The following is a 24,084-nucleotide window of genomic DNA, read 5'->3' on the forward strand; positions in this document are numbered from 1 at the left end:
GATGGATGATCAAGACTGTGGTGTTCGACGTCGGTGAGACGCTGATCAGCGAGACGCGCATCTGGTCGCGCTGGGCCGAGCGGCTCGGCGTGAGCGCGTTCACGCTGATGGGCGCGCTCGGCGGGATGGCCGCGCTGGACCGTTCGCACAGTGACGCCTTCGAGCTCGTACGCCCCGGCTTCGACCTCGCCAGGGAGGAGGCCGAGTGGGAGCGCGACGACCCCCACGGCATGCGCAACACCTTCGACGCCGGCGACCTCTACCCCGACGTGCGTGACGCCCTGGCGGCCATCCGGGCGGCCGGATACCAGGTGATCATCGCGGGCAACCAGCCGGAGCGGGCCTACGACGCGCTCGTCGCCATGGACCTGCCGGCCGATTCCGTGCACACCTCCGACGGGTGGGGCGTCTCGAAGCCGGAGCCCGGATTCTTCGCCAAGGTCGCAGCCGTCGCGGGCCGCGAGCCCGCCGAAATCCTCTACGTGGGCGACCGGCTCGACAACGACGTGCTGCCCGCAAGGGCGGCCGGCATGCGGACCGCGCTGCTGAAGCGGGGCCCATGGGGCTACCTGCACGCCGAGCGCCCCGAGGCCGGCGCGGCCGACGTGATCGCCGGAGACCTGCACGCCCTGCTGCCCGCGCTGGACGGTCTCGCCTGAAGGCCCGGTGGACGCGCGGCGGCACTTCGCCCGACGCCGCCGGCGCCCTTCACGTGAGGTTCTCGTCGGGGTCGATGCGTACGGCCCGCTCCTCCGCCGAGAGGTCATCCGTGTCGCCGCCCTGGTCCACACCGAGTTCCTCGTCGTCCGTGTCGGGTTCGAGCCCCTCGTCCGGCTGGGTCAGCCGGTGCTTGGGCCGAGGCCCGTGGAGCCGGGACGGCGCCTCCCGCCGCAGCCGCTCGTCGAGTGTGTCCCGGTGCCGGGGGTCGTCCTCGGCGACCTCGTGGTGGAGGCCGAGGTCGTCGGTCCACTCTTCGACCTCGATCTCCTGCTCATCGGCGTAGCCGTATCGGTCCGGAGGTTGTTCGGTCATACCGGCCCCCTACCCAGCGAGCGGTCCGGAATCCTCCTTTCCGGACCGGCCGGGAGGGCGGATCACCGGGTCACCGCTGCTCGCCGTTCAGCCGGGCGCGGGCCTCGTCGAGCTCCCGGCGCACGTCGGCGAGCTCGCGTTCGAGCTCCAGGATCCGGCGGATGGCGATGAGCGTCATGCCTTCTTCCGTCATGCGGGTGACGTGCCGGACGATGAGGATGTCGCGGCGGGAATAGCGCCGCTGCCCGCCGCTCGAACGGCTCGGGCTGATGACGTCGTGCTGGTCGAGCCGCCGCAGGAAGGCGTGCTGGACCTGCAGCATCTCCGCCACCTGGCCGAGGGAGTAGAGGGGCGCGTGTTCGTCGTCAAGGGGAAGTTCTGGCATCGTGGCTCTCCTCGTGGTCCGGGAGCGGGCCGGGGAGCCCGCCCCGGACCGCGCGTCAGGCCTTGATGGCCCTGGTCTCGCCTCGCCGGATCTCCACCTTGCGCGGCCGGGCCCGCTCGAGCACCGGGATGCGGAGGGTGAGCACGCCGTTGGCGTAACCCGCGTCGATCCGCTCGCTGTCGAGGTGCTCGGACAGGTAGACCCGGCGGGTGAAGGCGCCCATCGGGCGCTCGCGGACGAACAGCCGCTCGTTGTCCGCGATCTCCTCCTCGCGGCGGGCGCTCACGCTCAGCACTCCGCGGTCGACCGTGACCTCGATGGAGTCGGGGTCGATGCCGGGGAGGTCGAAGCGGAGCAGCACGTCGTCGTCGCGGCGCAGCCCGTCCATGGGCATCACGGCGCTGCCGTTGTCGACGGTCTGGCGTGCCAGGCGGCTGAACTGCCGCTCGAACTCCTGGAAGAACGGGTCAATTGAGGTCAAGAGCATTTTCTAACCTCCTCGCTGCTTCTCCTGATGGAGCTAACCTCCAAATGCAGTTACAGGTTAGCTCCATCAACGGCTACAGGCAAGTGGTGTTCCTGGGCGGTCAGGCGTTCTCCAGGCGTGGCCTCAGCCCGGCGGCCTGCCTGATCGTCCGGCCTGACAGCCGGGCCAGCGCCACAGCCGCGATCGGCAACATCAGGGCCGCGAACGTCCACAACCCCGGCATCAGCCCGCTCACCGCCTGCGCGACCCCGGTCACGAACGCCGTGAGCAGCAGCAGTCGGGATGCGCCGGGGATCGAACACGGTGCGCAGGGAAGCGGATTCCGATCAGCCCGGAATGTGAGGCAGGACACGGGTGTGAAGCGGGTGCGGCGAGTCAGCCCTCGCGGGTGAGCACGCCGCCGACGACGGTGGCGAGGCAGGGCGGCTGGGAGAGCAGGGCCGCGTACGGATAACGTCCGCGGGCGTCGAAGACGGCGAAGTCGGCACGGGTGCCGGCGGCCAGCGACCCGATCCTGCCCCTGCCGCGGTCCATGCCCAGCGCTCTGGCGCCGCCCAGCGTGGCGGCCTCGACCAGCCGGCGGTCGAGTTCCTTGGGCCGCAGCCTCAGCTCTCGCGCGCGGCGCCTGATCGCCCCGGCCAGTCCCAGCGGGCCGGTCGGTGGCGTGCCGGCCGGGCCGCGGCTGCCGAAGGCGACGGTGTTGCCCTCGTCCAGCAGGGCCAGCGCGTCCTGCACCTGTGACGGCTCAGGCGGGCAGAGCGCCACGGCGGTCCTGCGCAGCCGCAGCAGCTTGCGCTCGCCCGGATCCAGCGACCTGCCGCTCGCGACGTGGCACAGCGGGCCGAGCACCCCGGTCTCATCCAGCTCCACGGGGGAGTGGTGGTCCAGGCGGACCAACAGCCGCAGTCCGAACGTCCTGGCCAGCACGGCCACGTCCTCCAGCACGTGCGGGTCGCGCGCGTGGGCGGCGATCCCCACCACGCGGGGCCGCTCCGCCTCGCGGATGGCGGTGATGACCGCGTCCCGGTCGTGTTCCTCCCACTCCTCCTCGCCGGCGCTGGTCACCTCGACGTACGAGATGCCGGGGAGCGCCGGACCGTCGGCCAGGTCGGAGAGCACGCCGCCCCGCGCGGTCACCCCCGGGGCGGGGGACGGCACGGCGGAGCACGCGTCGACCAGCCCCGCCACGATCATCCCCGGCCACCGGAGCTCCTGCGCGGAGGGGTACGCAGGGAGCAGTTCCGCTCGCGGGCCGACCGCGAGCACCCGCTCGCCCTTGATCGCCACGGCGCCGTCGCGGATGGGGACGGTGCAGACGGGCACGACGAGCGGGGCGGAATGGAGGACGACGGGCCCGGGCGCGCGCCTGCCCGGAGCTGGACCGGCACGCTTCGCAGACGGCATCAGGACTCCCGTCGAGACTTCCCTCTAGGCATTAAACGTGAAGGCAGGATATGCCCGCAATCGGGACGAACGGGGCAAATCACTAGGTCGTCGAAGTTGTCCTGCTTCCGGCCGTCTGATCGTTGATCTCCGACAATTACCTCTATACCGTCAATCCGTGAACGCCCTGAAGAAGCTGCTGAAGGGTTTACCCGCGGTCATCGTGATGATCCCGGTGAGCCTCATGGCGACCCCTGCTTCCGCAGCGCCCCCCACCGATCCCGAGCACCCCTGGCGGCAGGACCACTGGCCGCAGACGCAGCCCTGGCAGGTCGACGCACCCGACGACGCCCAGGCCCTGCGCACCCGCCTCCCCGGCGGCCTCAAGCCCATCGACCCGCAGAATTGGAAGAACCCCGACCACATGACGTGGGCGGACTACAAGAAGCCGCCCGGCACCAACTGGGCCGACCCCTCCGTCAAGGGGTCGAAGCGCACCTTCAAGGGAGCGCTCGTGCTGCTCGACTACCCCAACCAGCCGTTCGTGGCGACCCAGCCCCAGGGCTCGACGATTTTCGGGAACCCGAGTGCCGAGGCGCACGACATCCCCCGTGACGAAGTGGCGACCTTCTACCGGGACTTCCTCAACACCCCGAACAAGCTCAACAAGGGACACACCATCCACGAGTACTGGATGGAGGACTCGGGCGGCAGGTACGGCGTGGAACTGGCCGGGTTCGGCCCGTACACGATGTCGGGCAAGGACCACGAGTACGCCATGGAGTTCCAGGGCGGCGCCGGGTGCCCCGCGGGCGACTCGTGCGACAAGAACCTGCGCACCGAGGGCAACGCCGCCTGGATCGCCGACGTCGGGCAGGAGACGGCCGAGCAGTTCGACTTCGTCTTCTACCTCAGCGCCGGTCAGGACGAGTCGTCCACCTGGCAGGAGTTCGGGATGATGAAATTCCCGACAAAGGAGGACGTGTCGGACGAGTGGGGCCCGCCCGACGCCGCGCTGCCCAACTGGGTCGACACCCGCTACGTCGACTGGACCTCGTGGCAGGCCGGCTCCACCTTCTGGCCCAACGCCCGCTTCGGCATCGACTCGGTGCAGGCCGAGAGCTCCGGCATGGCCGTCTACGCCCACGAGCTGAGCCACATCATGGGCATCGGCGACAACTACAACAACCCGTACGGCGTGCCGCCGCGCAGGGCGTACACAGGCGTGTGGGAGATGCTCAGCCGCGGCAGTTTCAACGGGCCCGGCGGCCCGCACTCGCGCTGGCTGATCCCGCCCACCGCCGGCGCGTCCATGGGCGCCCAGCACATGCTCCGCAACAAGATCAAGCTGGAGATGGTCGACGAGCGGAACGTGCTGCGCCTGTCGCGCGAGGCGCTCGACGAGTCAGGCCTGGTCACCGTCGACGTCCTGGCGCGCGCGGTCCAGCCGGGCAAGAAGGAGCTGTCGGGCGTCAACCTCTCCTTCGACACCGGCGACAAGAGCCCCGCCTGTGACCCGCGGACCGACCCGCTCTGCGACGGCGGCGGCTACCAGAACTACACGGTCGAGGTCGTGGATCGCATGGGCTCCGACTCGTTCACCCCCGACTCCGGCGTTCTGCTGGCCAAGACCAAGAACGAGGACCGGTCGCCGTTCGAGTGGGTGATCGACGCCAACCCGCAGGACATCGGCATGACCGACTACGTCATGCCCGACGGGACCAAGGTGCCCATCACGATCGGCGACTACCGCCAGCTCTCCGACGCCCTCTTCCACGCCGGCACCGGCTCCGGCAGCGAGTACGAGTACGTCGACGAGGCCAACCGCCTGCACTTCTACGTCACCGACCGCAAGCGCGGCCGCGACGGCACCCTGTCGTACACGGTCGCGATCCGCTCGCTCGACGGAGCCGGGCCGCAGCGGCGCGGCGTCAAGGTGCTGCCCGCGGCCGGCGTGCCCACCGGCAAGAACCTGTCCTCCTGCAAGTTCCCGCTGTTCAACACCGGCAGGGCCGCCCCGGCGCAGGGACAGCACCCCGAGGACGTCAGCGCCTACCTGAACGCCGACGTCTACCGGCTCAAGGCCGAGGTGCAGGGCAAGGGCTGGGCCGTCCAGCTGCCGAACGCCCTGGCCTCCGTCGGGTTCGGCGAGCACGAACTCGTCACCGTGAACGCGGTGCGCGAGTCCGGCGGCGACCGGCTGGCCAAGGTCAAGCTCACCGCCACCTCGGAGAGCGATCCCGGCAAGACGGTGACGGCCACCTGCCACGTGATCGGCCTCTAGAACAACGGTGGGGCACGGCCGGCGCACGCCGTACCCCACCGGCTTTCGACACCCGCGAGGGACCGCTCACCTGAGCCGCGCCTGCGGCCCGGCTCAGGTGAGCGGGCTCCTGATCAGCTCGCCGGCCGCCTGCCTCGCCTGCAGGATGCTCTCCTCGAACATTTTCCGTACGTGCGCCGCATGGTCGGTCAGCTCCCTGATGCGCTCGTGCGCCATCTCGTCGCGCACGGTGTCGGCGATCAGCGCCTGGTATTCGGGGGTTCTGGCGGCCAGGGCCTCCAGCCGCCGATGGGCGGAGTAGGCCTTGTCGGCCTTGCGCACCTGCTTGGCGTACTTCTCCAGGTGGCGTACGCGCCGTGACAGCGACGTCCACGCGGCGTCGAGCGCCTTGGTGTAGGGCTTGAACGCGTCCTCCATGCCGGACGGCAGCTCGCGGGGGATGATCCTGCCCTGCTCGGCGTGCATGGACGACAGCCGCCGCAGCCGGTGCGCGATCTGCCAGACCTCCTCCGGAAGCGACACCTGGTTGTCGACCGTGTCGATCAGGCCCGCCGCGTGGACCCGCGAGTTGATGACGGACTCGGCGGCGTGCTGTGCCCTGCGCAGCAGCATCTGGCACGGATAGTCGAGGTCCTCCGGCAGGACGTAGTGGTCGGCGTGGCTCTGGGCGACACGGAGCTTCCGCCTGGCCGACCTGTTGGAGGTGTCCTGGGCCATCCACCGGAACAACACGATCATCCCCACGCCGGAGCCTGCCAAGAACAACAACGGTGACCTGGTCAGCAACGAGAGCAGCAGCAGAAGGCCGGGCAACAGGAAGATCAGGGCGGGATGGCGCGTGGTGTCCAGCTGCCGGCCGGATCGAGCCATCCGGAGAAGGTGCGGGCTCGACCGCAGCTCGCTCGAGATCGCCGGGGGCAGCATTGGATCGATCACCAGCCGGGGAGGCAGTGCACGTGGATCCATATGTTCATGTTGCGTTATGAACGGCGATTCTGCTCACCATGGTGGACATATAGGGTCGCGATAATGGACGAGATGACGAGGTGGATAGACCTGGAAGGCGCGGTCAACGCGCGTGACCTGGGCGGACTGCCCACCCGCGACGGCGGGCGCACCCGTCGCGGGCGAATCTTCCGTGCCGACAACCTACAGGGGCTCACGCCCGGCGACGTGACGCTGCTCGTCGGCGAGCTGGGCCTGCGGCACGTGGTCGATCTCCGCTCGAACGCGGAGGTGTCGCTGGAGGGCCCCGGGCCGCTGACGCAAGTGCCCGAGGTGCGGCACCACCATCTGACCCTGTTCGCCGAGGGAGGCCGGCACACCGACGTCGAGGCCGACGCCATCGACGGGGAGCGGGTGCTGCCGTGGGCCGAGCGCGGGCTGGACGAGGAGCTGCGGGTGACCGGCTTCTACTTCGGCTATCTGCGCGACCGGCCGGACGCCGTGGTCGCCGCGCTGCGCGCAATGGCGCTCGACGACGGCGCGTCGCTGGTGCACTGCGCGGCGGGCAAGGACCGCACCGGCGTGCTGTCGGCGCTCGCCCTGGAGGTGGCGGGGGCGACCAGAGAGGCGATCGTCGAGGACTACGTGGCCACCGGGGAGCGGCTCGAACTCATACTCAAGCGGCTGCGCGGCAGCGACACCTACCGCGGCGACCTCGACTCGCGCCCCGCCGACGACCACATGCCGCGGGCCGGGTACATCGAGCAGTTCCTCGGCGTGCTCGACGACCGTTTCGGCGGGCCGCTCGAGTGGCTGGCCGGGCACGGCTGGACCGGCGCCGACACCGAGGCCATGCGCTCCCGCCTGCGCGACTGACGGCGCCGGCCGCCGCAAGCCCAGACGGACACCGCTTGCCTGAGCCCGCCAGCCCAGGGCCCGACGGGCCCCGGTCATCAGCTCAGGTGGACGACGATCCCCTGCGTGGCCGACAGGCGGGCCGCCTCGATGACGGCCAGGGTGTCGACCGCGCTCTCCGGATCGACGGGCGGCGCCGCGCCCTCGCGCAGCGCCGCCTCCACACCTCGGTAGAAGTCGAGGTAGGCGCCCGGCTCGGTCAGCACGGTGCGGTGGTCGTGCTCGGTGCCGAGCTGCCCCCAGCGTGACTCCTCATCGTCCCCGAACCCGGGCGTGCCGGGCGCGGCGCCGGCCCGCAGCCGCTCCTCCTGGACGTCCATCCCGTATTTGACGAAGGCGCCCGCCGAGCCCAGCACCCGGAACCGGGGCCCGAACCTGGCGGCCATCGAGCTCATCCAGAGGTGCGAGCGGGCCCCTTCGGCGTGCGCCAGCGCCACGAACGTGTCGTCGTCGGCGGCCACCCCGGCGCGCCTGACGTCGCTCTCGCAGTAGACCTGCGTGGCCGGGCCCAGCAGTTGCAACGCCTGGTCGACGAGGTGGCTGCCCAGGTCGTAGAGGAGGCCGCCCACCTCGTCGGGCCCGCCGGCCTCCCGCCAGCCGCCCTTGGGCTCCGGCCGCCACCGCTCGAACCTCGACTCGAACCGCAGCACCTCGCCCAGCCGTCCCTCGCCGGCCAGACGGCGCACGGTGCGGTAGTCGCCGTCCCAGCGGCGGTTGTGGAACACGGTCAGCATGAGGCCGCGCTCCTTGGCCAGGCGCACCAGCTCCCGCCCTTCCCCGGCGGTCCTGGCCAGCGGCTTGTCGACGACGACGGGCAGGCCGTGGGCGAGCGCGGCGGTGGCCGTGGACACGTGTGTCCTGTTGGGGGAGGCGACCACCACCAGGTCGCAGCGATCCCACAACGCCTCCACGTCATCCACGCCCGTCGCGCCGTACCTCGCGGCCACCTCCGCCTGCCGGCCGGGGTTTCGCGTGACGACGGCCGCCAGTGCCAGGCCAGGGGTGGCGTGGATCAGCGGGGCGTGGAAGAAGGCCCCGGCGGTGCCGTAGCCGACCAGCCCGACCCGGATGTCGCTCATCGTCCCACCGTATCGCCGCGGCCGCGGGTCACTCGTCGTCGCGCTCGGCCAGGAAACGCTCGAACTGGGCGGCGAGCTCGTCACCCGTGGGCATGGGCGTCGTCTCGGCCATGAGATTCTCCCGCTCGGCGCCCTCCGAGAACGCGTCGTACTGCTGCTCCAGCCCCTTGATGGCGGTGGACAGCTCGGCCGAGGCCTGGATCTGCTCCTCGATCTCGGTGTTCGTACGGCGGGCCGCCTCGCGCAGCGACTCCGTCGGGAACACCAGCCCCGTCCCCTTCGTCACGGCCTCCAGCGCGGTGACGGCGGCGGTCGGATATTCGGCCTGCGCCAGATAGTGCGGCACGTGCACCGCGTAACCCAGCGCGTCGTTGCCCTGCGCGCCCAGCCGCAGCTCCAGCAGCGCGGCGACGCTGCCGGGCACCTGGACGCGCCCGAACGCGCTCGTCTGCGCGTTGATCAGCTCGGGCCGGCTGGCATGCATCGTGACGCCCAGCGGGCGCGTGTGCGGAACCGCCATCGGGATGCCGTGCATGGTCACCAGCTTGCTCACCTTCAGCCGCGCCACCAGGTCGCCCACCGCCCTGGTGAAAAGCTCCCACTCCCTGTCGGGCTCGGGCCCGCTCATCACCAGGAACTGCGTCCCCGTCGAGTCCTTCGCCGCATGAACGGCCAGCTCGGGGTTCTCGCACTCGACCCAGCGGTCGGTGTCGAAGGTCATGATGGGCCGCCGCGACCGGTAGTCGAGCAGACGGTCGACGTCGAACGTCGCCACGACCCGGTGCTCCAGCTCGGCCAGCAGGTGGCCCAGCGCGAGACGTCCGGCACCACCAGCGTCGACGAAACCGTCGAAGTGGTACAGCAACACCGGATCGGGCAGCTCGGGCGCGTCGTCTGCGAGCGTGTAGAGATCCTTCGGGTCGAACACGGTTGGACAGCCTTTCCCTAGGTACTCTCTCCAGAACCTACGGCGGGACCGAACGATTCCGCGCACGGCACCCTATCGAGGCGGAAAGGCATGCACGGACGGGGATCCGGAGGTCCGGACGTTCGCCACGAAGCTGTTCGACCTGGCCAGGGCGGTCGACAGGGAGGCCCTGCGCGTATACGTCACGACTGGGGCACCGACCGGCCTGACCAACGGCAAAGGTGACACTTTCCTGATGCCGGCGGCTTATTACGGTCACGCCGAGACTCTCGCGATGTTCGTCAGAAGAGGCACCGATAGCGCCCGCGCCAATGATCGCGGCCGGACACCGTTCGCGGGCGCCGTATGAGAAAAGGAATCGGCCGTGGTCAGAGCGCTCCTCGACGCACTCGCCGACCCGCGTGCTGGTCAACCCTCCGTGCTGGACGCCGCGCGGATGTTCGCAAATGAACAGTGTCTTCGCTGGTTTCTGCAAAGCAGTACATAGCATGAAATATGCAGAAAGGTCCGAACGTTACTAACTGTGGCCTTTTCAGTGGTCCATCGTCATGCTGGAGGGCGTGGATACTTCTGCGCATTCCTCCAGCAGGCGACCCCTCCACATCCCCCCGTTGCCATGTCCGTTCCCCAGTGAGATCAACGTGCATGTGGCGGAGATCGGCGTGGAGAGCCATGCATGGCTGGTCGCCTCCAACATGCTCCCCAACGCCGAGACCGCCGAGCACTTCAGACGCTCCGAACTCGGCCTCCTTCCCGCGCGGACCAACCCCACGGTGCCGCGCGAGAGTCTCCGGTTGATCACCGACTGGTACTTCTGGCTCTGGGCCTTCGACGACGGGTTCTGTGAGAGCGAGCTCACGGGGCATCGGGCCGCTGCCGTAGCCCGCGCGCTGCCGTCGCTCCTGGAGAGCCTCGACGAGGACCGTACCCCGGAGCCCGGCGAGCCGTTCGGCCTCGCTCTCAGAGAACTCCTGGACCGAATCTCCGCGATGGCCACTCCGGAACAGGTGGAACGGTGGCGGAGCGCGGTGAAGGAATACCTGTTCGCCCAGATCTGGGAGGCTGCGAACCGCGAAGCCGATCTGATCCCGACCCCCGCGGATTACCTCCTGATGCGCCGTACCACCGGCGCCACGTACACCTGCTTCGCGCTCATCGACATCGGCGGTGGCTATCGGATCGAGACAGAGGACTGGTACCACCCCGACGTGCGCGCGCTCTCGGACTTGGCGTGCGACCTCGTCGGCTGGGACAACGACCTGCTGTCGTACGCCAAGGAACACCGCGCCGACAAGGCGCGGCACAACCTCGTGACCGTGCTGGCCGCCCACAAGTCGCTCCTCCTTCAGGACGCGCTGCTGGAGGTCGCCCGGATGCACGACGAGGCCATCGCGGCGTTCGTCGACCGGCGGGTGGCGCTGGAGAGATGGGCTCCGCCGCCGGTGCTCGACTACGTGCGCGGTCTCGAACACTGGGTCCGCGGCCACATCGAGTTCTCGTTCGGCAGCGCACGGTTCGTGAACGCCTGGCCAGACGACACCCGCTGGCCCCAGGCCGTCTGAGCCGCGGTGTCAGCCTTCATCGAGGGCGACCAACTCGCCCAGCGCCATTGCCGATGCCTCATCGAGGTCGAGTCGGGCGCCCTCTTCGAAGGCGTTCTTGTAGGCGAGCTCACCCATACGGCGTGAGCACTCCCTGACGCACGCGTTATGGTCGGTGGACAAGAACGGTGCGCCCAACTGCGGCAGTCCGGCCGACTTCCAGTTCTGCTGCAGCGCACCCAGCAGGTGTGCGGCCAGCGGCAACCGGTCGAGGGCCACGAAGATCCGCGCCGATGACTCCATGGCCAGCAGAGTGCCGAGGGTGTCGTGGAAGTGCAGCTTGATGCGCAGCCCCTCCCTCACATTGTGCAGGGCCTCTTGAGGGCGGTTGGTCGCGAGTCTGGCGCCCGCCAGCGCCCACTGCGCATGGGAACTCACCCAGAGCTCCCCGCGTTCGGTGCAGACCTGCAGGCAGTCCTGCAGCAGGGACTCGGCCTCGTAGAACTCGCCCTGCGCGGTCAGGACGATGGACAACTCGACGATGGCGGGCAGCAAGCCCGGGTTGAGTTCCTTGTTGTCGGTGTTGAACTCGATCGCCACGCCCAGGAGCGCGCTGGCTTTCGGCATGTCGCCCTGGAGCATCGCCGCCGTGCCCTGCATCTTGGAGGCCAGGATCACCGCTCTGGAGTCGCCCACCCGGATGGCCTCGGTGCTGCACGTCTCCGCGGCCGACTGTCCGCCGACGCTGTCGCCCTGGGAATTACGCACGTACGAGAGCACCCAGAGCGCCTTGCACCGTTCTTTGCTCGGGCTGGGGTTGGCCTCGAGTGCCCGCTCCAGATAGAGGCGCCCTTCGCGGGCGAACCCGCAGCAGACCCACATGAACCACAACGACGACAGCAGGACCAGTGCCAGTGGCTCCTTGCCCGGGGTCTTGAGCGCGTATTCCAGGGCCACCCTGACGTTGTCGTGCTCCTGGCGCATGCGGACGAACCAGTAGATCTGCCGTGGCCCCGACCAGGCGTCCTCGCCGCGCTGGGCCAGGCTCAGGTAGTAGTCGAGATGCCGTCGCCGCATCTGCTCGGCCTGCCCGAGTTTGGCGAGCCACTCCTCGCCGTATTCGGCCAGGGTGTCGATCAGTTTGTAGCGGACGCCGGCGTGGTTGCTCCTGATCAGCAGGATCGACTTCTCGACCAGCCCGGTGACCAGGTCCGTGATGTCCTCCGACGGCAGCCGCTCGTCGGAGCAGACGAACCGGGCCGCGTCGAGCTCGAAGTCGCCGGCGAAGACCGACAGCCGCGCCCACAGCAGGCGCTCGGCCGGCTCGCACAGCTCGTGGCTCCAGCCGATGGCCGCCCGCAGGGTCTGGTGGCGGGGCAGGGCCGTGCGGCTCGCCCCGGCCAGCAGGCTGAAGCGGTCGGTCAGCAGGCCGAGGATCTGCTCCACCGAGAGGGCGCGCAGCCGCACCGCGGCCAGCTCGATGGCCAGCGGGATGCCGTCGAGCCGCCGGCAGAGCTCGGCCACGGCCTCGATGTTGTCCTCGTCGAGCTGGAAGTCGGGCACGCTGGCCCCGGCCCTGACCGCGAACAGCTGCACCGACTCGTTGGTGAACAGGCTCTCGGCGGGGTCGTCGCCGGGCACCTGAAGCGGCGGCACGGGCACCACGTGCTCGTACGGCAGGTGCAGCGACTGCCGGCTGGTGGCCAGCACCTTCAGGTTGGGAGCGGCCTCCAGCAGCTCGTGCACCAGCTCGGCGCACCCCTGCACCAGATGCTCGCACGTGTCGATGATGAGCAGCATGTCGCGCTCGCCCACCCATTCCGACAGCGACTCGGACTCCGCCCGCGAGGACTGGTCGGCGATGCCGAGGGCGGAGGAGATCGTGTGCTTGACCATGCCCGCGTCCTGCAGCCTGGCCAGGTCGGCGAACCACACGCCGTCGGGATAGTGGGCGCGCACCTGGTGCGCCAGCCGCAGCACCGTGCGGGACTTGCCGACACCCCCGATGCCCGTGACGGTCACCAGGCGAGACTCGGCGAGGTGCCGTTTGAGGTTGGCGAGCAGGCGCGTGCGGCCGACGAAGCTGGTGAGCTCCGCCGGCAGATTGCCTTCTCGCCGCCAGCCTGTCGGGGTGGCCATGGGCAGCCTCACGGGGGGTAGGCGACACCTGCTCTGGCATCGTACCGCCGTGCCTGCGGCCTGTCTTGGAGCCGGTGGACACGCTGGGTAGGGGTTTGTATGCCTAGGTAGCATGTTGGGCGTGAAAGATTTCCTACCTGAGCAGACGGCGGACGACACGGACGAGGGCTGGGGCGAGTGGCGCTCCGACGACCCCGACGCGTTCTATCTCGACAACAGGCCGCCGCACTGGGACTAGCCTCCGGATCACCACATGACAGGACACGCGCTGCGCGCCGCCACCCCCGGCGACTACGACGCCATCGCGGCCGTCGTCGATGACTGGTGGGGGCGGCCCGTCCTGCCGTCGTTGCCCCGGTTGTTCCTCGACCATTTCCACGGGACGAGCCTGATCGCCGAGGGCCCCGGGGGCCCCGGAGACATGGCGGGGTTCCTGATCGGCTTCTTCTCGCCGTCGCAGCCCGGCGAGGCGTACATCCACTTCGTCGGCGTCGCGCCCGGCGCCAGGGAGAGCGGGGTCGCCCGCTCGATGTACGAAGGCTTCTTCGGCATCGCCCGCGACCACGGCCGGCACGTCGTCAGGGCCGTCACCGCGCCGGTCAACGAGCGCTCCATCGCCTTCCACCGCCGCATGGGCTTCGAGGCCGGCGATCCCGTCCCCGGCTACAACGGTCCGGGCACGAGCCTGGTCACCTTCGTACGCACGCTCTGATCTGGGACCGCGCCCACCGCGCGTCCGTCCAGGCCATCACCTGTTCTTCACTTAACGTTATGTGTCATATGCAGCCCGTATGCATCGCCTGATTACGGGAATGGCACACAACGGGTACGCGAGAGGAAGGGGATGACCGTGGCCGGGCGTCTCGACCGCAGAGGGCTGGCCGGCGAACTGATCGCCGAGTTCGCCGGGACAGCGGTGCTCATTCTGTTCGGCTGCGGCGTGGTCGCCTCGGTCGTCGCCGCGGAGGTCGGTGACCACGACAGCATCGCCTGGGCCTGGGGGCTCGGGGTGGTGCTCGGCGTCTACACCGCGGCCAGGACCTCGGGCGCGCACATCAACCCCGCGGTCACGCTGGGGTTCGCCGTCTTCCAGGGCTTCCCGTGGCGGAAGGTCCTGCCGTACGTCCTGGCGCAGACCCTGGGGGCCTTCGTCGCCGCCCTGATCGTGCGCTGGAACTTCACCGAGGTTCTGGCGATGGCGGACCCCGGGCACACGTTCAAGACCCAGATCGTCTTCTCGACCCTGCCGGGCAACGGCACCCTGCCGGTGGGCATGTGGGGCGGGTTCCGCGACCAGATCATCGGCACCGCGATCCTGCTCTTCCTCGTCTTCGCGCTGGTCGACACCAGGAACATGGCGCCCAACGCCAACATGGGGCCCTTCGTCATCGGCCTCATCGTCGTCGCGATCGGCATGGCGTTCGGCACCAACGCCGGATACGCGATCAACCCGGCGCGCGACTTCGGTCCGCGCCTGGCGAGCTGGCTGACCGGCTACCACGACGCGTGGCGAGATCAGTACGGCGACTTCTACTTCTGGGTGCCCATCGTCGGTCCCCTGATCGGCGGCCTCATCGGCGCGGGCCTCTACCAGGCGCTCATCTCCAGGTTCCTGCCGAGGCCCGAGGAACGTGACATCGTCAGACCGGCGGACCCTGACAAACGCGAAGGAGAATGACATGCCCGATTTCGTCGGGGCGGTGGACCAGGGCACGACGAGCACCCGCTTCATGATCTTCGATCATGACGGTCGCGAGGTCGCCAAGTTCCAGCTCGAACACGAGCAGATCCTGCCCAGGGCGGGCTGGGTCGAGCACAACCCCATCGAGATCAGGACGCGGACCGCGGCCGTCATCCAGAGCACCCTCCAGCGCGCCGGGCTGCAGCCCACCGACCTCGCCGCGATCGGCATCACGAACCAGCGCGAGACCACGGTCGTGTGGAACCGGCGCACCGGCCGTCCCTACCACAACGCGATCGTCTGGCAGGACACGCGCACCGACAAGATCGCCGCCGCCCTGGAGCGCGACGGCCGCGGCCAGGTCATCCGTGACCGGACGGGGCTGCACCCGGACGCGTACTTCTCCGGCGGCAAGATCCAGTGGATCCTGGAGAACGTGGACGGCGTCCGCGAGGCGGTCGACCGGGGCGAGGCCGTCTTCGGCACCACCGACACCTGGACGTTGTGGAACCTGACCGGGGGCGTCGACGGCGGCGTGCACGCCACCGACGTGACCAACGCCAGCCGTACGATGCTCATGGACCTGGACACCCTCGACTGGGACGACGAGCTCCTGTCCTTCTTCGGCATCCCGCGCCAGATGTTGCCGGAGATCCGGCCGTCGTCCGATCCCGCCGCCTACGGCGTCACGACCCCGTTCGGAGCGGCCGCGGGGGAGGTGCCGATCGCCGCGATCCTGGGCGACCAGCAGGCCGCCACCGTCGGGCAGGTCTGCTTCTCACCGGGCGAGGCCAAGAACACCTACGGCACCGGCAACTTCCTGCTGCTCAACACCGGCACCGAACGGGTGCGCTCGCAGAGCGGGCTGCTCACCACGGTCGCCTACAAGTTCGGCGACCAACCCGCCGTGTTCGCGCTCGAAGGCTCGATCGCCGTGACGGGTTCGGCGGTGCAGTGGCTGCGCGACCAGCTGCACATCATCACCTCCGCGCCGCAGAGCGAGACCCTGGCCAGGCAGGTGGAGGACTCGGGAGGCATGTACTTCGTGCCCGCCTTCTCCGGCCTGTTCGCCCCCTACTGGCGGGCCGACGCCCGCGGCGCCATCGTCGGCATGTCGCGCTTCAACACCGACGCCCACCTCGCCCGCGCCACGCTGGAGGCCATCTGCTACCAGAGCAGGGACGTGGTGGAGGCCATGCAGCAGGACTCCGGCGTGGTCCTCGACGTGCTGCGGGTGGACGGCGGCGTCACTGCCAACGACCTGTGCATGCAGCTCCAGTCGGACATCCTCGGCGTGCCGGTCAGCCGGCCGGTCGTCGCCGAGACCACCGCACTCGGCGCTGCCTACGCCGCGGGGCTCGCGGTGGGCTTCTGGCAGGACACCGACGAGCTGCGCGCCCACTGGGCGGAGGACCGCCGCTGGGAGCCCGGCTGGAGCGAGGAGGAGCGCGAGAAGGGGTACGCGGGCTGGAAGAAGGCCGTGACCAAGGCGTTCGACTGGGCGGAGACCGGCTGACGCCCTGGCCGGCGACCGGCCGGCGCTCAGCTGACGACGTCCTTGCGGCGGAACCGGCGGAAGGCCACGGCGATGAGGATCGCCGCGTACGTGATCGACACCGAGGCGCCCTTGATCATGCCGCTCCATTCGAGCTCGGGCGCGAGCGCGTCGAGCCAGGCGTTGTTCCAGAACGTCGGCAGGAACTCGCGCAGCACGCCCAGCGCCTCGACGGCCTGCAGGATGGTGCAGACGATCCACAGGCCGACCGCCCCGCCGACCGCCCCGAGCGGCGAGTCGGTCATGGTGGAGACGAGGAAGGCCAGGGCGGCCACGACGAGCTGGCTGACCAGCGCGTACGCGATCACGATGCCGAAACGCGGCAGCACGTCGAGCGCCGGGATGGTCTCGCCCGTGCCGGGCACCTGGATGTCGTTCCAGCCGAACGCCAGCGTGCCCGCCACCAGCGCCATCACGGGCAGGCAGATCACGGCCGCCGCCGAGTAGCCCAGCGCCACGATCAGCTTCTGCCGCAGCAGCCGGTCGCGGGGCACCGGCGCGGCCAGCAGATAACGCAGGGAGGACCAGTTGGCCTCGCTGGCCACGGTGTCGCCGCAGAACAGCGCCACCGCGACCACCAGCAGGAAGCTGGCCGACACGGACAGCGCGAAGGCGGCGAAGTTGAGGCCGCTCTCCGTCGCCAGGTCGGAGATGCGCAGCGACTGGTCCCGGTCGCCGCCCTGCGGCCCGAACTGGAACGCGATCACGAGGATCCACGGCAGCGCCAGCAGCAGCCCGAACATCACGATCGTGCGGCGCCGCTTGAACTGCCGGACGATCTCCACCCGCAGCGGCAGCGTACGGCGGGGCGCGTAGCCAGGCGCGGCGGTCATGCCTTGTCTCCGATGAGGTCGAGGAACACGTCTTCCAGGCGCGTGCCGTTCCCGTTGCCGGCACGGGCCGCCCGGGGAGCCGAGCTGAGCAGCCGCGACACCGGGCCGGCGGAGACCAGCTTGCCGCGGTGCATGACCACGACGTGGCTGCAGGTCTGCTCGACCTCGGCCAGCAGATGGCTGGAGACGATCACGGTACGGCCGTCGCGCGCGTAGCGTTTGAGCACCTCGCGCATCTCCCGGATCTGGGGCGGGTCGAGCCCGTTCGTGGGCTCGTCGAGCACCAGCAGGTCGGGCAGCCCGAGCATGGCCTGGGCGATGGCGAGCCGCTGGCGCATGCCCTGGGAGTAGGTGCGTACGGCACGTTCGAGGGCCTTGCCGAGGCCGGCGATCTCCAGCGCCTCGTCGAAGTGGGCGTCGGCGACGGGCCGTCCGGTGGCGGCCCAGTAGAGCTCGATGTTGTCCCGCCCTGACAGGTGCGGCAGGAAGCCCGGCCCTTCGACGAACGACCCGAGCCTGGACAACACGGGAGCGCCCGGCGTCACCCGTTCGCCGAAGATGCGGATCTCGCCGCCGTCGGGCTGGATGAGCCCCATCATCATCCGCATGGTGGTCGTCTTGCCGGCGCCGTTCGGCCCGAGCAGGCCCAGTACCTGGCCCTGCTCGACGCGGAACGACAGGTTGTCGACGGCGAGCTCGCCGTTGCTGTAGGCCTTGGCCAGCCCGCTGATCTCCAGCGGCACCGCCGGATCGGGCGGGGGCGCCCCGGCCGCCGTCCCGCCGGCGGCGAGGGGGGCGGCGGGTTCGGGGCCGCTGCCCGTGCGGCGGAGGTTCCGGGCGCGGCCGGTCACCAGCAGCGCCGCCGCGACCACCACGGCGGCCAGCGGCATCGCCCACACCCACCACGCCACCCCGCCCGGGGCGGCGGCCAGCGTGCCGACCGTCGGGACGGTCAGCGCGGGAGAGACGAGCGAGACCTGGTACGTGGCGGGCTCGGCGGGCGTCGCGAACCCCATGTCCGTCGTCGCCAGCACCAGCCGCAGCCGGTGGCCGGCGGCGAAGGCGTGGTCGACGGCGGGCAGCGTGACCGTGGCCTCCGCGCTGGTCGCGCCCTCGGGGATGGACACCCGGATCGGCGCCACCAGCCCGGCGGGCAGGGTGGGCGGCTGCATGCTGTCGGCCACGTCGTAGAGCTTGGCGAACAGGGTCGCTTCGGTCCCGCCCTGGCCCGACACCCTGATCGTGGCCGTCGAGCTGCCGGTGAGCTGCAGCGGGGCGGTGAGCGGCCGGGACTCGAACGCGGCGCTCTGGCCCGGCATGTCGATGGCGACGCCGGGGCTGTTCTGGCCGCCGAGCAGGCCGCCGATGCCGGGCACCGACGAGATCGAGGCGGGCGCGCCGCCGGGCGGGTTGGCGATGTTCTGGGCGGGGCCCGACAGCTCGACGGTGCTGGTGGCGGTGCCTCCGAGGCCAGGGTAGGAGCCGGTCTCGGGGTGCAGGCGGATGCGCTGGCGGGTACCGGGGTCGCGACCGCCGTCGCGGGTCACCGTGAACGCGCTGACCGGCGGCGCCGTCTCCCCGTCACCCTCGCCCTTCAGATAGCGGGCGAACCAGGCCGACGACTGCTCGAACACCCAGTCGGTCTCGCCGTCGCCGCCGTCGTGCCCGCCGTCGAACCAGGCCAGGCTGACGGGCGTGCCCCCGGCGGCGATGGCCCTGGCGTTGGCGTCGGCGTGGCTGAGCGGGAACAGCGAGTCGCGCTGGCCCTGGATGAGCAGGGTCGGCGCCTTGATCCGGCCCGCCACGGTGATCGGGCTCGACCTGCGCAGCAGGTCGACGGCCTCCTGGGTGGGCCTGCCCGTCTTGGCGACCTCTTCGTAGACGGCGCAGATCTCAGGACGGAACCGGCCGCACCTGGCCTGCTCCGGGGTGAGCGGCCGGGCGGCCTCGGACCGTCCCCGCAGGGCGAGACTGTCGAGCGAGACGCCCTGGCCGAAGAAGATGCCCGCCCACATGCGCTTGAACACGCCGTTCTCCGCCTCGGGCAGGCTGCCCGAGGAGGAGCTCTGGCCGGCGTCGCCGGCCGCGGAGAGCGGGGCCGCCGTGTTGGGGAAGAGCGCGTCGGCCAGGTCCGACCAGGTGATCCGCGGGACGATGGCGTCGACACGCTGGTCATGGGCCGCCGTCATCAGCGCGATGGCGCCGCCGTAGGAGCCGCCCGCGATGCCCACGCGCGGGTCGTCCGACGCGTCGAGCAGGACCTCGGGACGCTTGGCCAGCCAGTCGATGAGCTGCTTGACGTCCTTGACCTCGTAGTCGGGCGAGTTGAGCGCGATCTCGCCCGTCGAGCGGCCGAACCCGCGCGCCGACCAGGTCAGTACGGCGTAGCCGTTCTGGGCGATGCGGATCGCCTCGTCCCTGACGCTCCGCTTGCTGCCGCCGAAACCGTGGCCGAGCAGCACGGCGGGCGCCTTCCCTCCGCCCGGCGGCGGGAAGAACGTCGTGTCGAGTTCGACCCGCTGATCGTCGGCCGGCCCGTCGACGACGGTGATGATCTGATCCTGGCCCCGCACCTCGGCACCCGACGGCCACACCAGCCACGTCGTCAAGGCGATGAGGGCGAGCGCCGCCGCCGACGCGGCCACACGCTTCATGGCGGTGAGCCTACTGACCGCACCTGAGAGATCGCTGAGACGGGCCGCCCGTGTCTAGGCTTCGGCATCGTGGACTATTTGGAGATCAACAGGGCCAACTGGAACTCCCGCGTGCCCATCCATGCCGGCAGCGACTTCTACGACGTCGACGGCTTCGTCGCGGGCCGTAGCCCGCTGCGGCCGTTCGAGCTGGAGGAGGTCGGCGACGTGTCCGGCCGCCGCCTGGCCCACCTGCAGTGCCACATCGGCCTCGACACCCTCGCCTGGGCCCGGCTCGGGGCGGAGGTGACCGGCCTCGACTTCTCCGGCGCCGCCGTGGCCCAGGCGGAGACCATCGCCGCCGCGTGCGGCCTGCCGGCGAGGTTCGTCACGGCCGACGTGTACGACGCGGCCGAGGCGCTGGGCCGGGCCGCGTACGACATCGTCTACACCGGCGTGGGGGCGCTCGTCTGGCTGCCCGACCTGACGCGGTGGGCGCGGACGGTCGCCGCGCTGCTCAAGCCGGGCGGTTTCCTCTATCTCGCCGAGTTCCACCCCTTCCCCGACATCCTGGACGACGCCACGGGCACCACCGTCACGCACGACTACTTCGACCGGGAGCCGCAGGTCTGGGCGGAACCGCACACCTACACCGGTGGGGAGGTGCTCGAACACCAGACGTCCGTGCAGTTCCCGCACGGCCTCGGCGAGGTCGTGAGCGCGGTGGGCGCGGCGGGGCTGCGGGTGGAGTTCCTCCACGAGCACGACTTCACCCTCTTCCAGCGCTTCGCCACGCTGGAGGTCGCCGACGGCCGGTACCGGGTCCCCGGCGGCGCTCCCAGGCTCCCCCTGATGTACTCCCTGCGCGCCTCGGCCGGCGGGTGACCGGCGCCCACTCCCGGCAGACGATCTGGAGGGGTGACCGTAAGATTCTCTTCCGTGAAGTCTCCAGCATCGATCAAGAAGGCCGCCGAGTGGGCCTTGCCCTACTGGACCAGAGGCCAGGCGGGGCGCGAGACGCCGCACGACCTGTTCAGGGTGCTCTATTTCGGATGGCTGGTGGCGTTCACGCTCAAGCTGCTCGGCTCGGCGTGGGACGTCTCGTGGCACTTCAAGTGGCTGCGTGACGACCTCGCCCCTCCCCACCTGCTCAACTCCGCGGGCACGGCCCTCGCCCTGGCCCTGACCATCATCCACGGCTACACCGGCTACGGCGTCGACAAGGCCGCGCTGCGGCTGATCCAGTGGGGCACCGGGATCTTCCTCGTCGCGGTCCCGCTCGACCTGATCAACCACCGCGTCAACGGGCTCGACATCACCTCGTGGAGCCCGTCGCACATCATGCTCTACCTTGGAACGTTCTTCATGATCGCGGGCGTGGTCCGGGGCTGGTTCATGGGAGCGCCGCCCGGCAGGGAGCGGGTGGTCGTGCTCGGCGCGTTCCTCGCGTTCTTCCTGGAGAACGTGCACTTCCCCGAGCAGCACCAGGAGTACGGCATCCTGTCGATCGGCGCCTGGGACAACGGCGTCGTCTACGCCGAGCCCATCCTGCTGCAGTTCGCGGCCGACCAGATGGGGCGGCCGATCGACCGTACGATGATGACCGGGTTCGCGCTGCCCGTGCCCGACTTCCTCTACCCCGTCTACGCGGTGGTCGTCGGCGTGGCGGTGCTGGTGGTGGCCAGGATGCTGATCGGCAGGTTCGGCGCGGCCACGCTGGTGGCCGCCGCCTACGTGGGGGTCCGCACGCTGATCTGGCCGCTGCTGACCTACACCGGGTTCCCGCCGTCGGCGGTGCCGTTCTTCCTGGTGGCCGCCGGGCTGCTGGTGGACGTCGCGTTCCTGGTGCGGATTCCCGCCGTACGCGCCCTGCTGGGGGCCGCGGGTGCCACGGCCGGCGCGTACGGCGCGCTGTCGGCCCAGAACGCGGTCATGGGCGGCGTGTACGACGTGCTCATAGGCCAGGACGGCCTGTCCGGCGCGCCCCCGCCGGTCATGTCGTCGGCCGTCTGGGCCGGGCTCGGCCTGCTGGCCGCCTGGCTGGCGGTGGAGTGGGTCGCCGGCAGGCGCCGCCCGCGACAGGCCGCGGCCACCGCACCCGTGATCGCGCCCGCCACCCCGTAGCGCCGACCGGCTCGAGCCCGCTCCGGTGGCCCCTGGGCGCCTCGGCGCGGGCCGTCAGATGATCGAGGCGCGGGTGATCGCCACTGCCACGCCGTACGCCAGCCCCATCACGCCGACCTCGGCCGCCGCCCATCCCACGAGGGCGGTGGCCCGGCCCTTGCGGATGGCGGGCAGCAGGCGGAAGCGGATGTGCGCCGCCAGCGGCACCAGCAGGGCCACCAGCGTCACCTTGGCCACGACCAGGAGCCCGTAGTCGCTGGTCAGGAGCGCGTCGGGCAGCGTCACCCCGGGGGTGAGCGCCATCGTGCCGAGCCCCGTGATCAGCCCGGACAGCGCCACCATGAGGAGGCACACCGAGGCGATCCTGGAGAACTTGGGCAGCGCCATGGCCAGCAGGCCCGGGTGGGGCGCGACGAAGATGGCGGTCACCAGCAGCCCGCCCGTCCACGCCGCCGCCCCCATCACGTGGATCTCCATCGAGATCATGATCGGGTCGTGCCAGATGGAGTTGACCGCGTGCCCGGTGACCGGGATGGGCAGCAGCCCGAAGAGCGCGACGACCACGCGCAGCTCCGCCGGCACCTTCTCGCCGAACCGCACCGCCATCAGCCCGATGCCCGCCGCCGCCAGCGCGCACGCCGCGCTGAACAGCAGCCCCTGGCCCGTGCCGACGTCTCCGACATAGTCCGCGATCATTCCGAACGTCGGCACGGCGCCGGGGTTGAGCTCGGCCGCCTGGAAAACGATCGTGAGCAGCGCGCAGATCGCCCACGCCCAGGCCGCGATCACCGCAAGGGGCCGGACGCGGACCATCACCGGCTCGGTGTACTCGGGCCGGTCGAACCCGAGCAGCTTGGCCACCAGGCTGAGCCCCACCAGGGCGACGGCGGACACGTCGAGCAGCGCCCGCACGACGGGCAGCCCGACCGACACCAGCGGCCCCGGCATGGGAATGCCGGGCACGGTCTCCTGCTCGGCGAACGAGCTGGCGGCCACGGCGGCGACGATGGCGCACACGGGGAACGCGCCGGCCACGAGCCGTCCGCCGACGCGTCGCCCGGGGAGAGGGGGAGCGGGGGGAGCGGTGACGGTCACGCCTTCCTCTCCTCGGCCGCGTAACCCGCCACGGGACCTGCGGCGGAACCCGACACGGGCCCGGCGGTGGCGCCTGGCCCGGGGTCGGGCGTGGTGCCGGCGGTGGTGCCAGGCCCTGGGTCCGTGGCGGTGCCGGGTGTGGGGTCGGTGGTGGGGGCGGGCGGGCTGGTCGTGGCGGTTTCCTGGGCGGGTTTCGCGCGGCGGAGGGCCACGGCGGTGCCCAGGGCGAGGAGCAGCAGCGCCCCCACGATCCACACCACGGCCATCCCGGCCCCGCCGTTGGCCGCGGCCTCGGCGGCGTCGGGATCGGCCGGGGTCCCGGCGGCGTCGGGATCGGCCTGGGCGGGAGCCTCGGTGTTCCCTTGGGCCGGGGCTCGCGTGGCCCCCTCGGCCGGGGCCTCGGTGGGGTCGGCGTTCGTCCCCTGGTCGGCGGTGGCGTTCGCGGTCAGGCTGAAGCTGATCTTCCCGGTGACCGGGTGCCCGTCGGCCGACAGGATGCGGTAGCCCACGACGTACGAGCCGCCCGCCGCCAGCGGCTTGACCTTGACCGACACCCGTTCCGCGGCGATCTCGGCGGCCCCGTCGGCCCAGGCCGACCCGTCGGCGCCGGTGACGCCCACCTGCGCGTATCCCTGGCGTACCGGCTGGTCGAACACCAGGGTCACCCGCGCGGGTGAGGCCGTCAGCGCGGCTCCGTCCTTGGGGTCGCTGCCGATCAGCACGTTGTGCGCCTCGGCAGGGGAGAGGGCGATCCCGGCCGCCGCGAAGGCGAGCAGCAGGACCGTGAGTAGCCGCCTCACAGGGGAAACCTTCCATCGTCGCGTCTCGAACCTGTATATGGTCCCATCAGAGTCTCCCGAGGGGACCGTCGCCTTGAGGCGACGGGTGAATCGGGAGCGGGAGGGCCGTCAAGGCCCGAGCGTGCCCTGACTGGTCGGGTCCGCGCACCCTTCCTGGTTTGTCGGCGCCAGCCGGTATCGTGGTGTTGTCGTTACCGAACGTGATGGGGGTGGGGTGTGCGCAGGTCGTTCAGATTCCTGCTGCG

At 70.7% G+C, this 24,084-nt stretch carries 22 protein-coding genes; 9 read left to right on the forward strand and 13 right to left on the reverse strand.

Annotation, left to right across the window (positions count from 1 at the left end):
- Positions 1-5 precede the first annotated feature (5 nt).
- Positions 6-659, forward strand: coding sequence for an HAD family hydrolase (locus ABGA98_RS10315; protein WP_347617970.1), 654 nt, complete (start codon positions 6-8; stop codon positions 657-659).
- A gap of 49 nt (positions 660-708) precedes the next feature.
- Here ABGA98_RS10315 and ABGA98_RS10320 read toward each other — a convergent pair whose 3' ends face one another.
- From ABGA98_RS10320 to ABGA98_RS10340, 5 genes are all read right to left on the reverse strand, one after another.
- Positions 709-1,032, reverse strand: coding sequence for a DUF5709 domain-containing protein (locus ABGA98_RS10320; protein ID WP_347617971.1), 324 nt, complete (start codon positions 1,030-1,032; stop codon positions 709-711).
- A gap of 70 nt (positions 1,033-1,102) precedes the next feature.
- On the reverse strand, positions 1,103-1,417 hold the full coding sequence (locus ABGA98_RS10325) for a MerR family transcriptional regulator (RefSeq protein ID WP_347617972.1): 315 nt from the start codon (positions 1,415-1,417) through the stop codon (positions 1,103-1,105).
- 55 nt (positions 1,418-1,472) lie between these two features.
- Positions 1,473-1,904, reverse strand: a complete 432-nt coding sequence (locus ABGA98_RS10330) for an Hsp20/alpha crystallin family protein (RefSeq protein ID WP_347617973.1) — start codon at positions 1,902-1,904, stop codon at positions 1,473-1,475.
- Positions 1,905-2,004: 100 nt separating this feature from the next.
- The gene (locus ABGA98_RS10335) at positions 2,005-2,160 is read right to left on the reverse strand and encodes a hypothetical protein (RefSeq protein WP_347617974.1); all 156 of its coding nucleotides are present in this window, start codon (positions 2,158-2,160) and stop codon (positions 2,005-2,007) included.
- Positions 2,161-2,279: 119 nt separating this feature from the next.
- A complete protein-coding gene (locus ABGA98_RS10340) occupies positions 2,280-3,308 on the reverse strand; it encodes an amidohydrolase family protein (RefSeq protein WP_347617975.1) in 1,029 nt (342 codons plus the stop codon).
- A gap of 157 nt (positions 3,309-3,465) precedes the next feature.
- On the opposite strand from ABGA98_RS10340, the gene ABGA98_RS10345 reads away from it, so the two are divergent.
- Positions 3,466-5,571 carry a M6 family metalloprotease domain-containing protein gene (locus ABGA98_RS10345; protein WP_347617976.1) on the forward strand — a complete coding sequence of 702 codons (2,106 nt, stop codon included), beginning with the start codon at positions 3,466-3,468 and terminating at the stop codon, positions 5,569-5,571.
- Between the two features lie 93 nt (positions 5,572-5,664).
- Here ABGA98_RS10345 and ABGA98_RS10350 read toward each other — a convergent pair whose 3' ends face one another.
- Positions 5,665-6,537 (reverse strand): hypothetical protein, encoded by an 873-nt coding sequence (locus ABGA98_RS10350; protein WP_347617977.1) that lies wholly within the window; start codon positions 6,535-6,537, stop codon positions 5,665-5,667.
- A gap of 72 nt (positions 6,538-6,609) precedes the next feature.
- Between ABGA98_RS10350 and ABGA98_RS10355 the strand changes: the two genes are divergently transcribed.
- Positions 6,610-7,392 (forward strand): tyrosine-protein phosphatase, encoded by a 783-nt coding sequence (locus ABGA98_RS10355; RefSeq protein WP_347617978.1) that lies wholly within the window; start codon positions 6,610-6,612, stop codon positions 7,390-7,392.
- Positions 7,393-7,469: 77 nt separating this feature from the next.
- On the opposite strand, the gene ABGA98_RS10360 is transcribed toward ABGA98_RS10355, so the two are convergent.
- Positions 7,470-8,510: a Gfo/Idh/MocA family oxidoreductase gene (locus ABGA98_RS10360; RefSeq protein ID WP_347617979.1), complete on the reverse strand. Its 1,041-nt coding sequence runs from the start codon at positions 8,508-8,510 to the stop codon at positions 7,470-7,472.
- Positions 8,511-8,538: 28 nt separating this feature from the next.
- Positions 8,539-9,438 carry a PAC2 family protein gene (locus ABGA98_RS10365; RefSeq protein ID WP_347617980.1) on the reverse strand — a complete coding sequence of 300 codons (900 nt, stop codon included), beginning with the start codon at positions 9,436-9,438 and terminating at the stop codon, positions 8,539-8,541.
- Between the two features lie 641 nt (positions 9,439-10,079).
- On the opposite strand from ABGA98_RS10365, the gene ABGA98_RS10370 reads away from it, so the two are divergent.
- The gene (locus ABGA98_RS10370) at positions 10,080-11,000 is read left to right on the forward strand and encodes a hypothetical protein (RefSeq protein WP_347617981.1); all 921 of its coding nucleotides are present in this window, start codon (positions 10,080-10,082) and stop codon (positions 10,998-11,000) included.
- Between the two features lie 9 nt (positions 11,001-11,009).
- On the opposite strand, the gene ABGA98_RS10375 is transcribed toward ABGA98_RS10370, so the two are convergent.
- Complete coding sequence (locus ABGA98_RS10375) at positions 11,010-13,118, reverse strand: ATPase (protein WP_347617982.1); 2,109 nt, start codon at positions 13,116-13,118, stop codon at positions 11,010-11,012.
- A gap of 253 nt (positions 13,119-13,371) precedes the next feature.
- Between ABGA98_RS10375 and ABGA98_RS10380 the strand changes: the two genes are divergently transcribed.
- The 3 genes from ABGA98_RS10380 to glpK all read left to right on the forward strand — a co-directional run bounded on the left by ABGA98_RS10380 (position 13,372) and on the right by glpK (position 16,315).
- On the forward strand, positions 13,372-13,830 hold the full coding sequence (locus ABGA98_RS10380) for an N-acetyltransferase (protein WP_347617983.1): 459 nt from the start codon (positions 13,372-13,374) through the stop codon (positions 13,828-13,830).
- A 138-nt stretch (positions 13,831-13,968) separates the two neighbouring features.
- Positions 13,969-14,796: an MIP/aquaporin family protein gene (locus ABGA98_RS10385; protein WP_347617984.1), complete on the forward strand. Its 828-nt coding sequence runs from the start codon at positions 13,969-13,971 to the stop codon at positions 14,794-14,796.
- A 1-nt stretch (position 14,797) separates the two neighbouring features.
- Positions 14,798-16,315: a glycerol kinase GlpK gene (glpK, locus tag ABGA98_RS10390; protein WP_347617985.1), complete on the forward strand. Its 1,518-nt coding sequence runs from the start codon at positions 14,798-14,800 to the stop codon at positions 16,313-16,315.
- A gap of 26 nt (positions 16,316-16,341) precedes the next feature.
- On the opposite strand, the gene ABGA98_RS10395 is transcribed toward glpK, so the two are convergent.
- Both ABGA98_RS10395 and ABGA98_RS10400 read right to left on the reverse strand, forming a co-directional pair.
- On the reverse strand, positions 16,342-17,187 hold the full coding sequence (locus tag ABGA98_RS10395; RefSeq protein ID WP_347617986.1) for an ABC transporter permease subunit: 846 nt from the start codon (positions 17,185-17,187) through the stop codon (positions 16,342-16,344).
- Entirely contained in the window at positions 17,184-19,841 is a 2,658-nt protein-coding gene (locus tag ABGA98_RS10400; RefSeq protein WP_347617987.1) for a CocE/NonD family hydrolase, read from the reverse strand. Before ABGA98_RS10400 ends, ABGA98_RS10395 begins: the two co-directional genes overlap by 4 nt.
- A 69-nt stretch (positions 19,842-19,910) precedes the next feature.
- Between ABGA98_RS10400 and ABGA98_RS10405 the strand changes: the two genes are divergently transcribed.
- Both ABGA98_RS10405 and ABGA98_RS10410 read left to right on the forward strand, forming a co-directional pair.
- Positions 19,911-20,705: a class I SAM-dependent methyltransferase gene (locus tag ABGA98_RS10405; RefSeq protein WP_347617988.1), complete on the forward strand. Its 795-nt coding sequence runs from the start codon at positions 19,911-19,913 to the stop codon at positions 20,703-20,705.
- Between the two features lie 54 nt (positions 20,706-20,759).
- Positions 20,760-21,944, forward strand: coding sequence for a hypothetical protein (locus ABGA98_RS10410; protein WP_347617989.1), 1,185 nt, complete (start codon positions 20,760-20,762; stop codon positions 21,942-21,944).
- A gap of 54 nt (positions 21,945-21,998) precedes the next feature.
- Here the strand turns inward: ABGA98_RS10410 and ABGA98_RS10415 are convergent, their stop codons facing one another.
- Together ABGA98_RS10415 and ABGA98_RS10420 are read right to left on the reverse strand one after the other, a co-directional pair.
- Complete coding sequence (locus ABGA98_RS10415) at positions 21,999-23,039, reverse strand: CopD family protein (RefSeq protein WP_347617990.1); 1,041 nt, start codon at positions 23,037-23,039, stop codon at positions 21,999-22,001.
- Complete coding sequence (locus ABGA98_RS10420; protein WP_347617991.1) at positions 23,036-23,839, reverse strand: copper resistance CopC family protein; 804 nt, start codon at positions 23,837-23,839, stop codon at positions 23,036-23,038. Before ABGA98_RS10420 ends, ABGA98_RS10415 begins: the two co-directional genes overlap by 4 nt.
- Between the last annotated feature and the right edge of the window lie 245 nt (positions 23,840-24,084).

The sequence above is a fragment of the Nonomuraea sp. B1E8 genome (assembly GCF_039871515.1).
Taxonomy (GTDB): domain Bacteria; phylum Actinomycetota; class Actinomycetes; order Streptosporangiales; family Streptosporangiaceae; genus Nonomuraea.

What these genes read in the sequence shown, in the direction of transcription:
- ABGA98_RS10315 (WP_347617970.1), top strand. Translation starts at nt 6, where the DNA reads ATGATCAAGACTGTGGTGTTCGACGTCGGTGAGACGCTGATCAGCGAG.
- ABGA98_RS10320 (WP_347617971.1), bottom strand. Translation starts at nt 1,032, where the DNA reads ATGACCGAACAACCTCCGGACCGATACGGCTACGCCGATGAGCAGGAG.
- ABGA98_RS10325 (WP_347617972.1), bottom strand. Translation starts at nt 1,417, where the DNA reads ATGCCAGAACTTCCCCTTGACGACGAACACGCGCCCCTCTACTCCCTC.
- ABGA98_RS10330 (WP_347617973.1), bottom strand. Translation starts at nt 1,904, where the DNA reads ATGCTCTTGACCTCAATTGACCCGTTCTTCCAGGAGTTCGAGCGGCAG.
- ABGA98_RS10340 (WP_347617975.1), bottom strand. Translation starts at nt 3,308, where the DNA reads ATGCCGTCTGCGAAGCGTGCCGGTCCAGCTCCGGGCAGGCGCGCGCCC.
- ABGA98_RS10350 (WP_347617977.1), bottom strand. Translation starts at nt 6,537, where the DNA reads ATGGATCCACGTGCACTGCCTCCCCGGCTGGTGATCGATCCAATGCTG.
- ABGA98_RS10355 (WP_347617978.1), top strand. Translation starts at nt 6,610, where the DNA reads ATGACGAGGTGGATAGACCTGGAAGGCGCGGTCAACGCGCGTGACCTG.
- ABGA98_RS10360 (WP_347617979.1), bottom strand. Translation starts at nt 8,510, where the DNA reads ATGAGCGACATCCGGGTCGGGCTGGTCGGCTACGGCACCGCCGGGGCC.
- ABGA98_RS10375 (WP_347617982.1), bottom strand. Translation starts at nt 13,118, where the DNA reads ATGGCCACCCCGACAGGCTGGCGGCGAGAAGGCAATCTGCCGGCGGAG.
- ABGA98_RS10380 (WP_347617983.1), top strand. Translation starts at nt 13,372, where the DNA reads ATGACAGGACACGCGCTGCGCGCCGCCACCCCCGGCGACTACGACGCC.
- glpK (WP_347617985.1), top strand. Translation starts at nt 14,798, where the DNA reads ATGCCCGATTTCGTCGGGGCGGTGGACCAGGGCACGACGAGCACCCGC.
- ABGA98_RS10395 (WP_347617986.1), bottom strand. Translation starts at nt 17,187, where the DNA reads ATGACCGCCGCGCCTGGCTACGCGCCCCGCCGTACGCTGCCGCTGCGG.
- ABGA98_RS10400 (WP_347617987.1), bottom strand. Translation starts at nt 19,841, where the DNA reads ATGAAGCGTGTGGCCGCGTCGGCGGCGGCGCTCGCCCTCATCGCCTTG.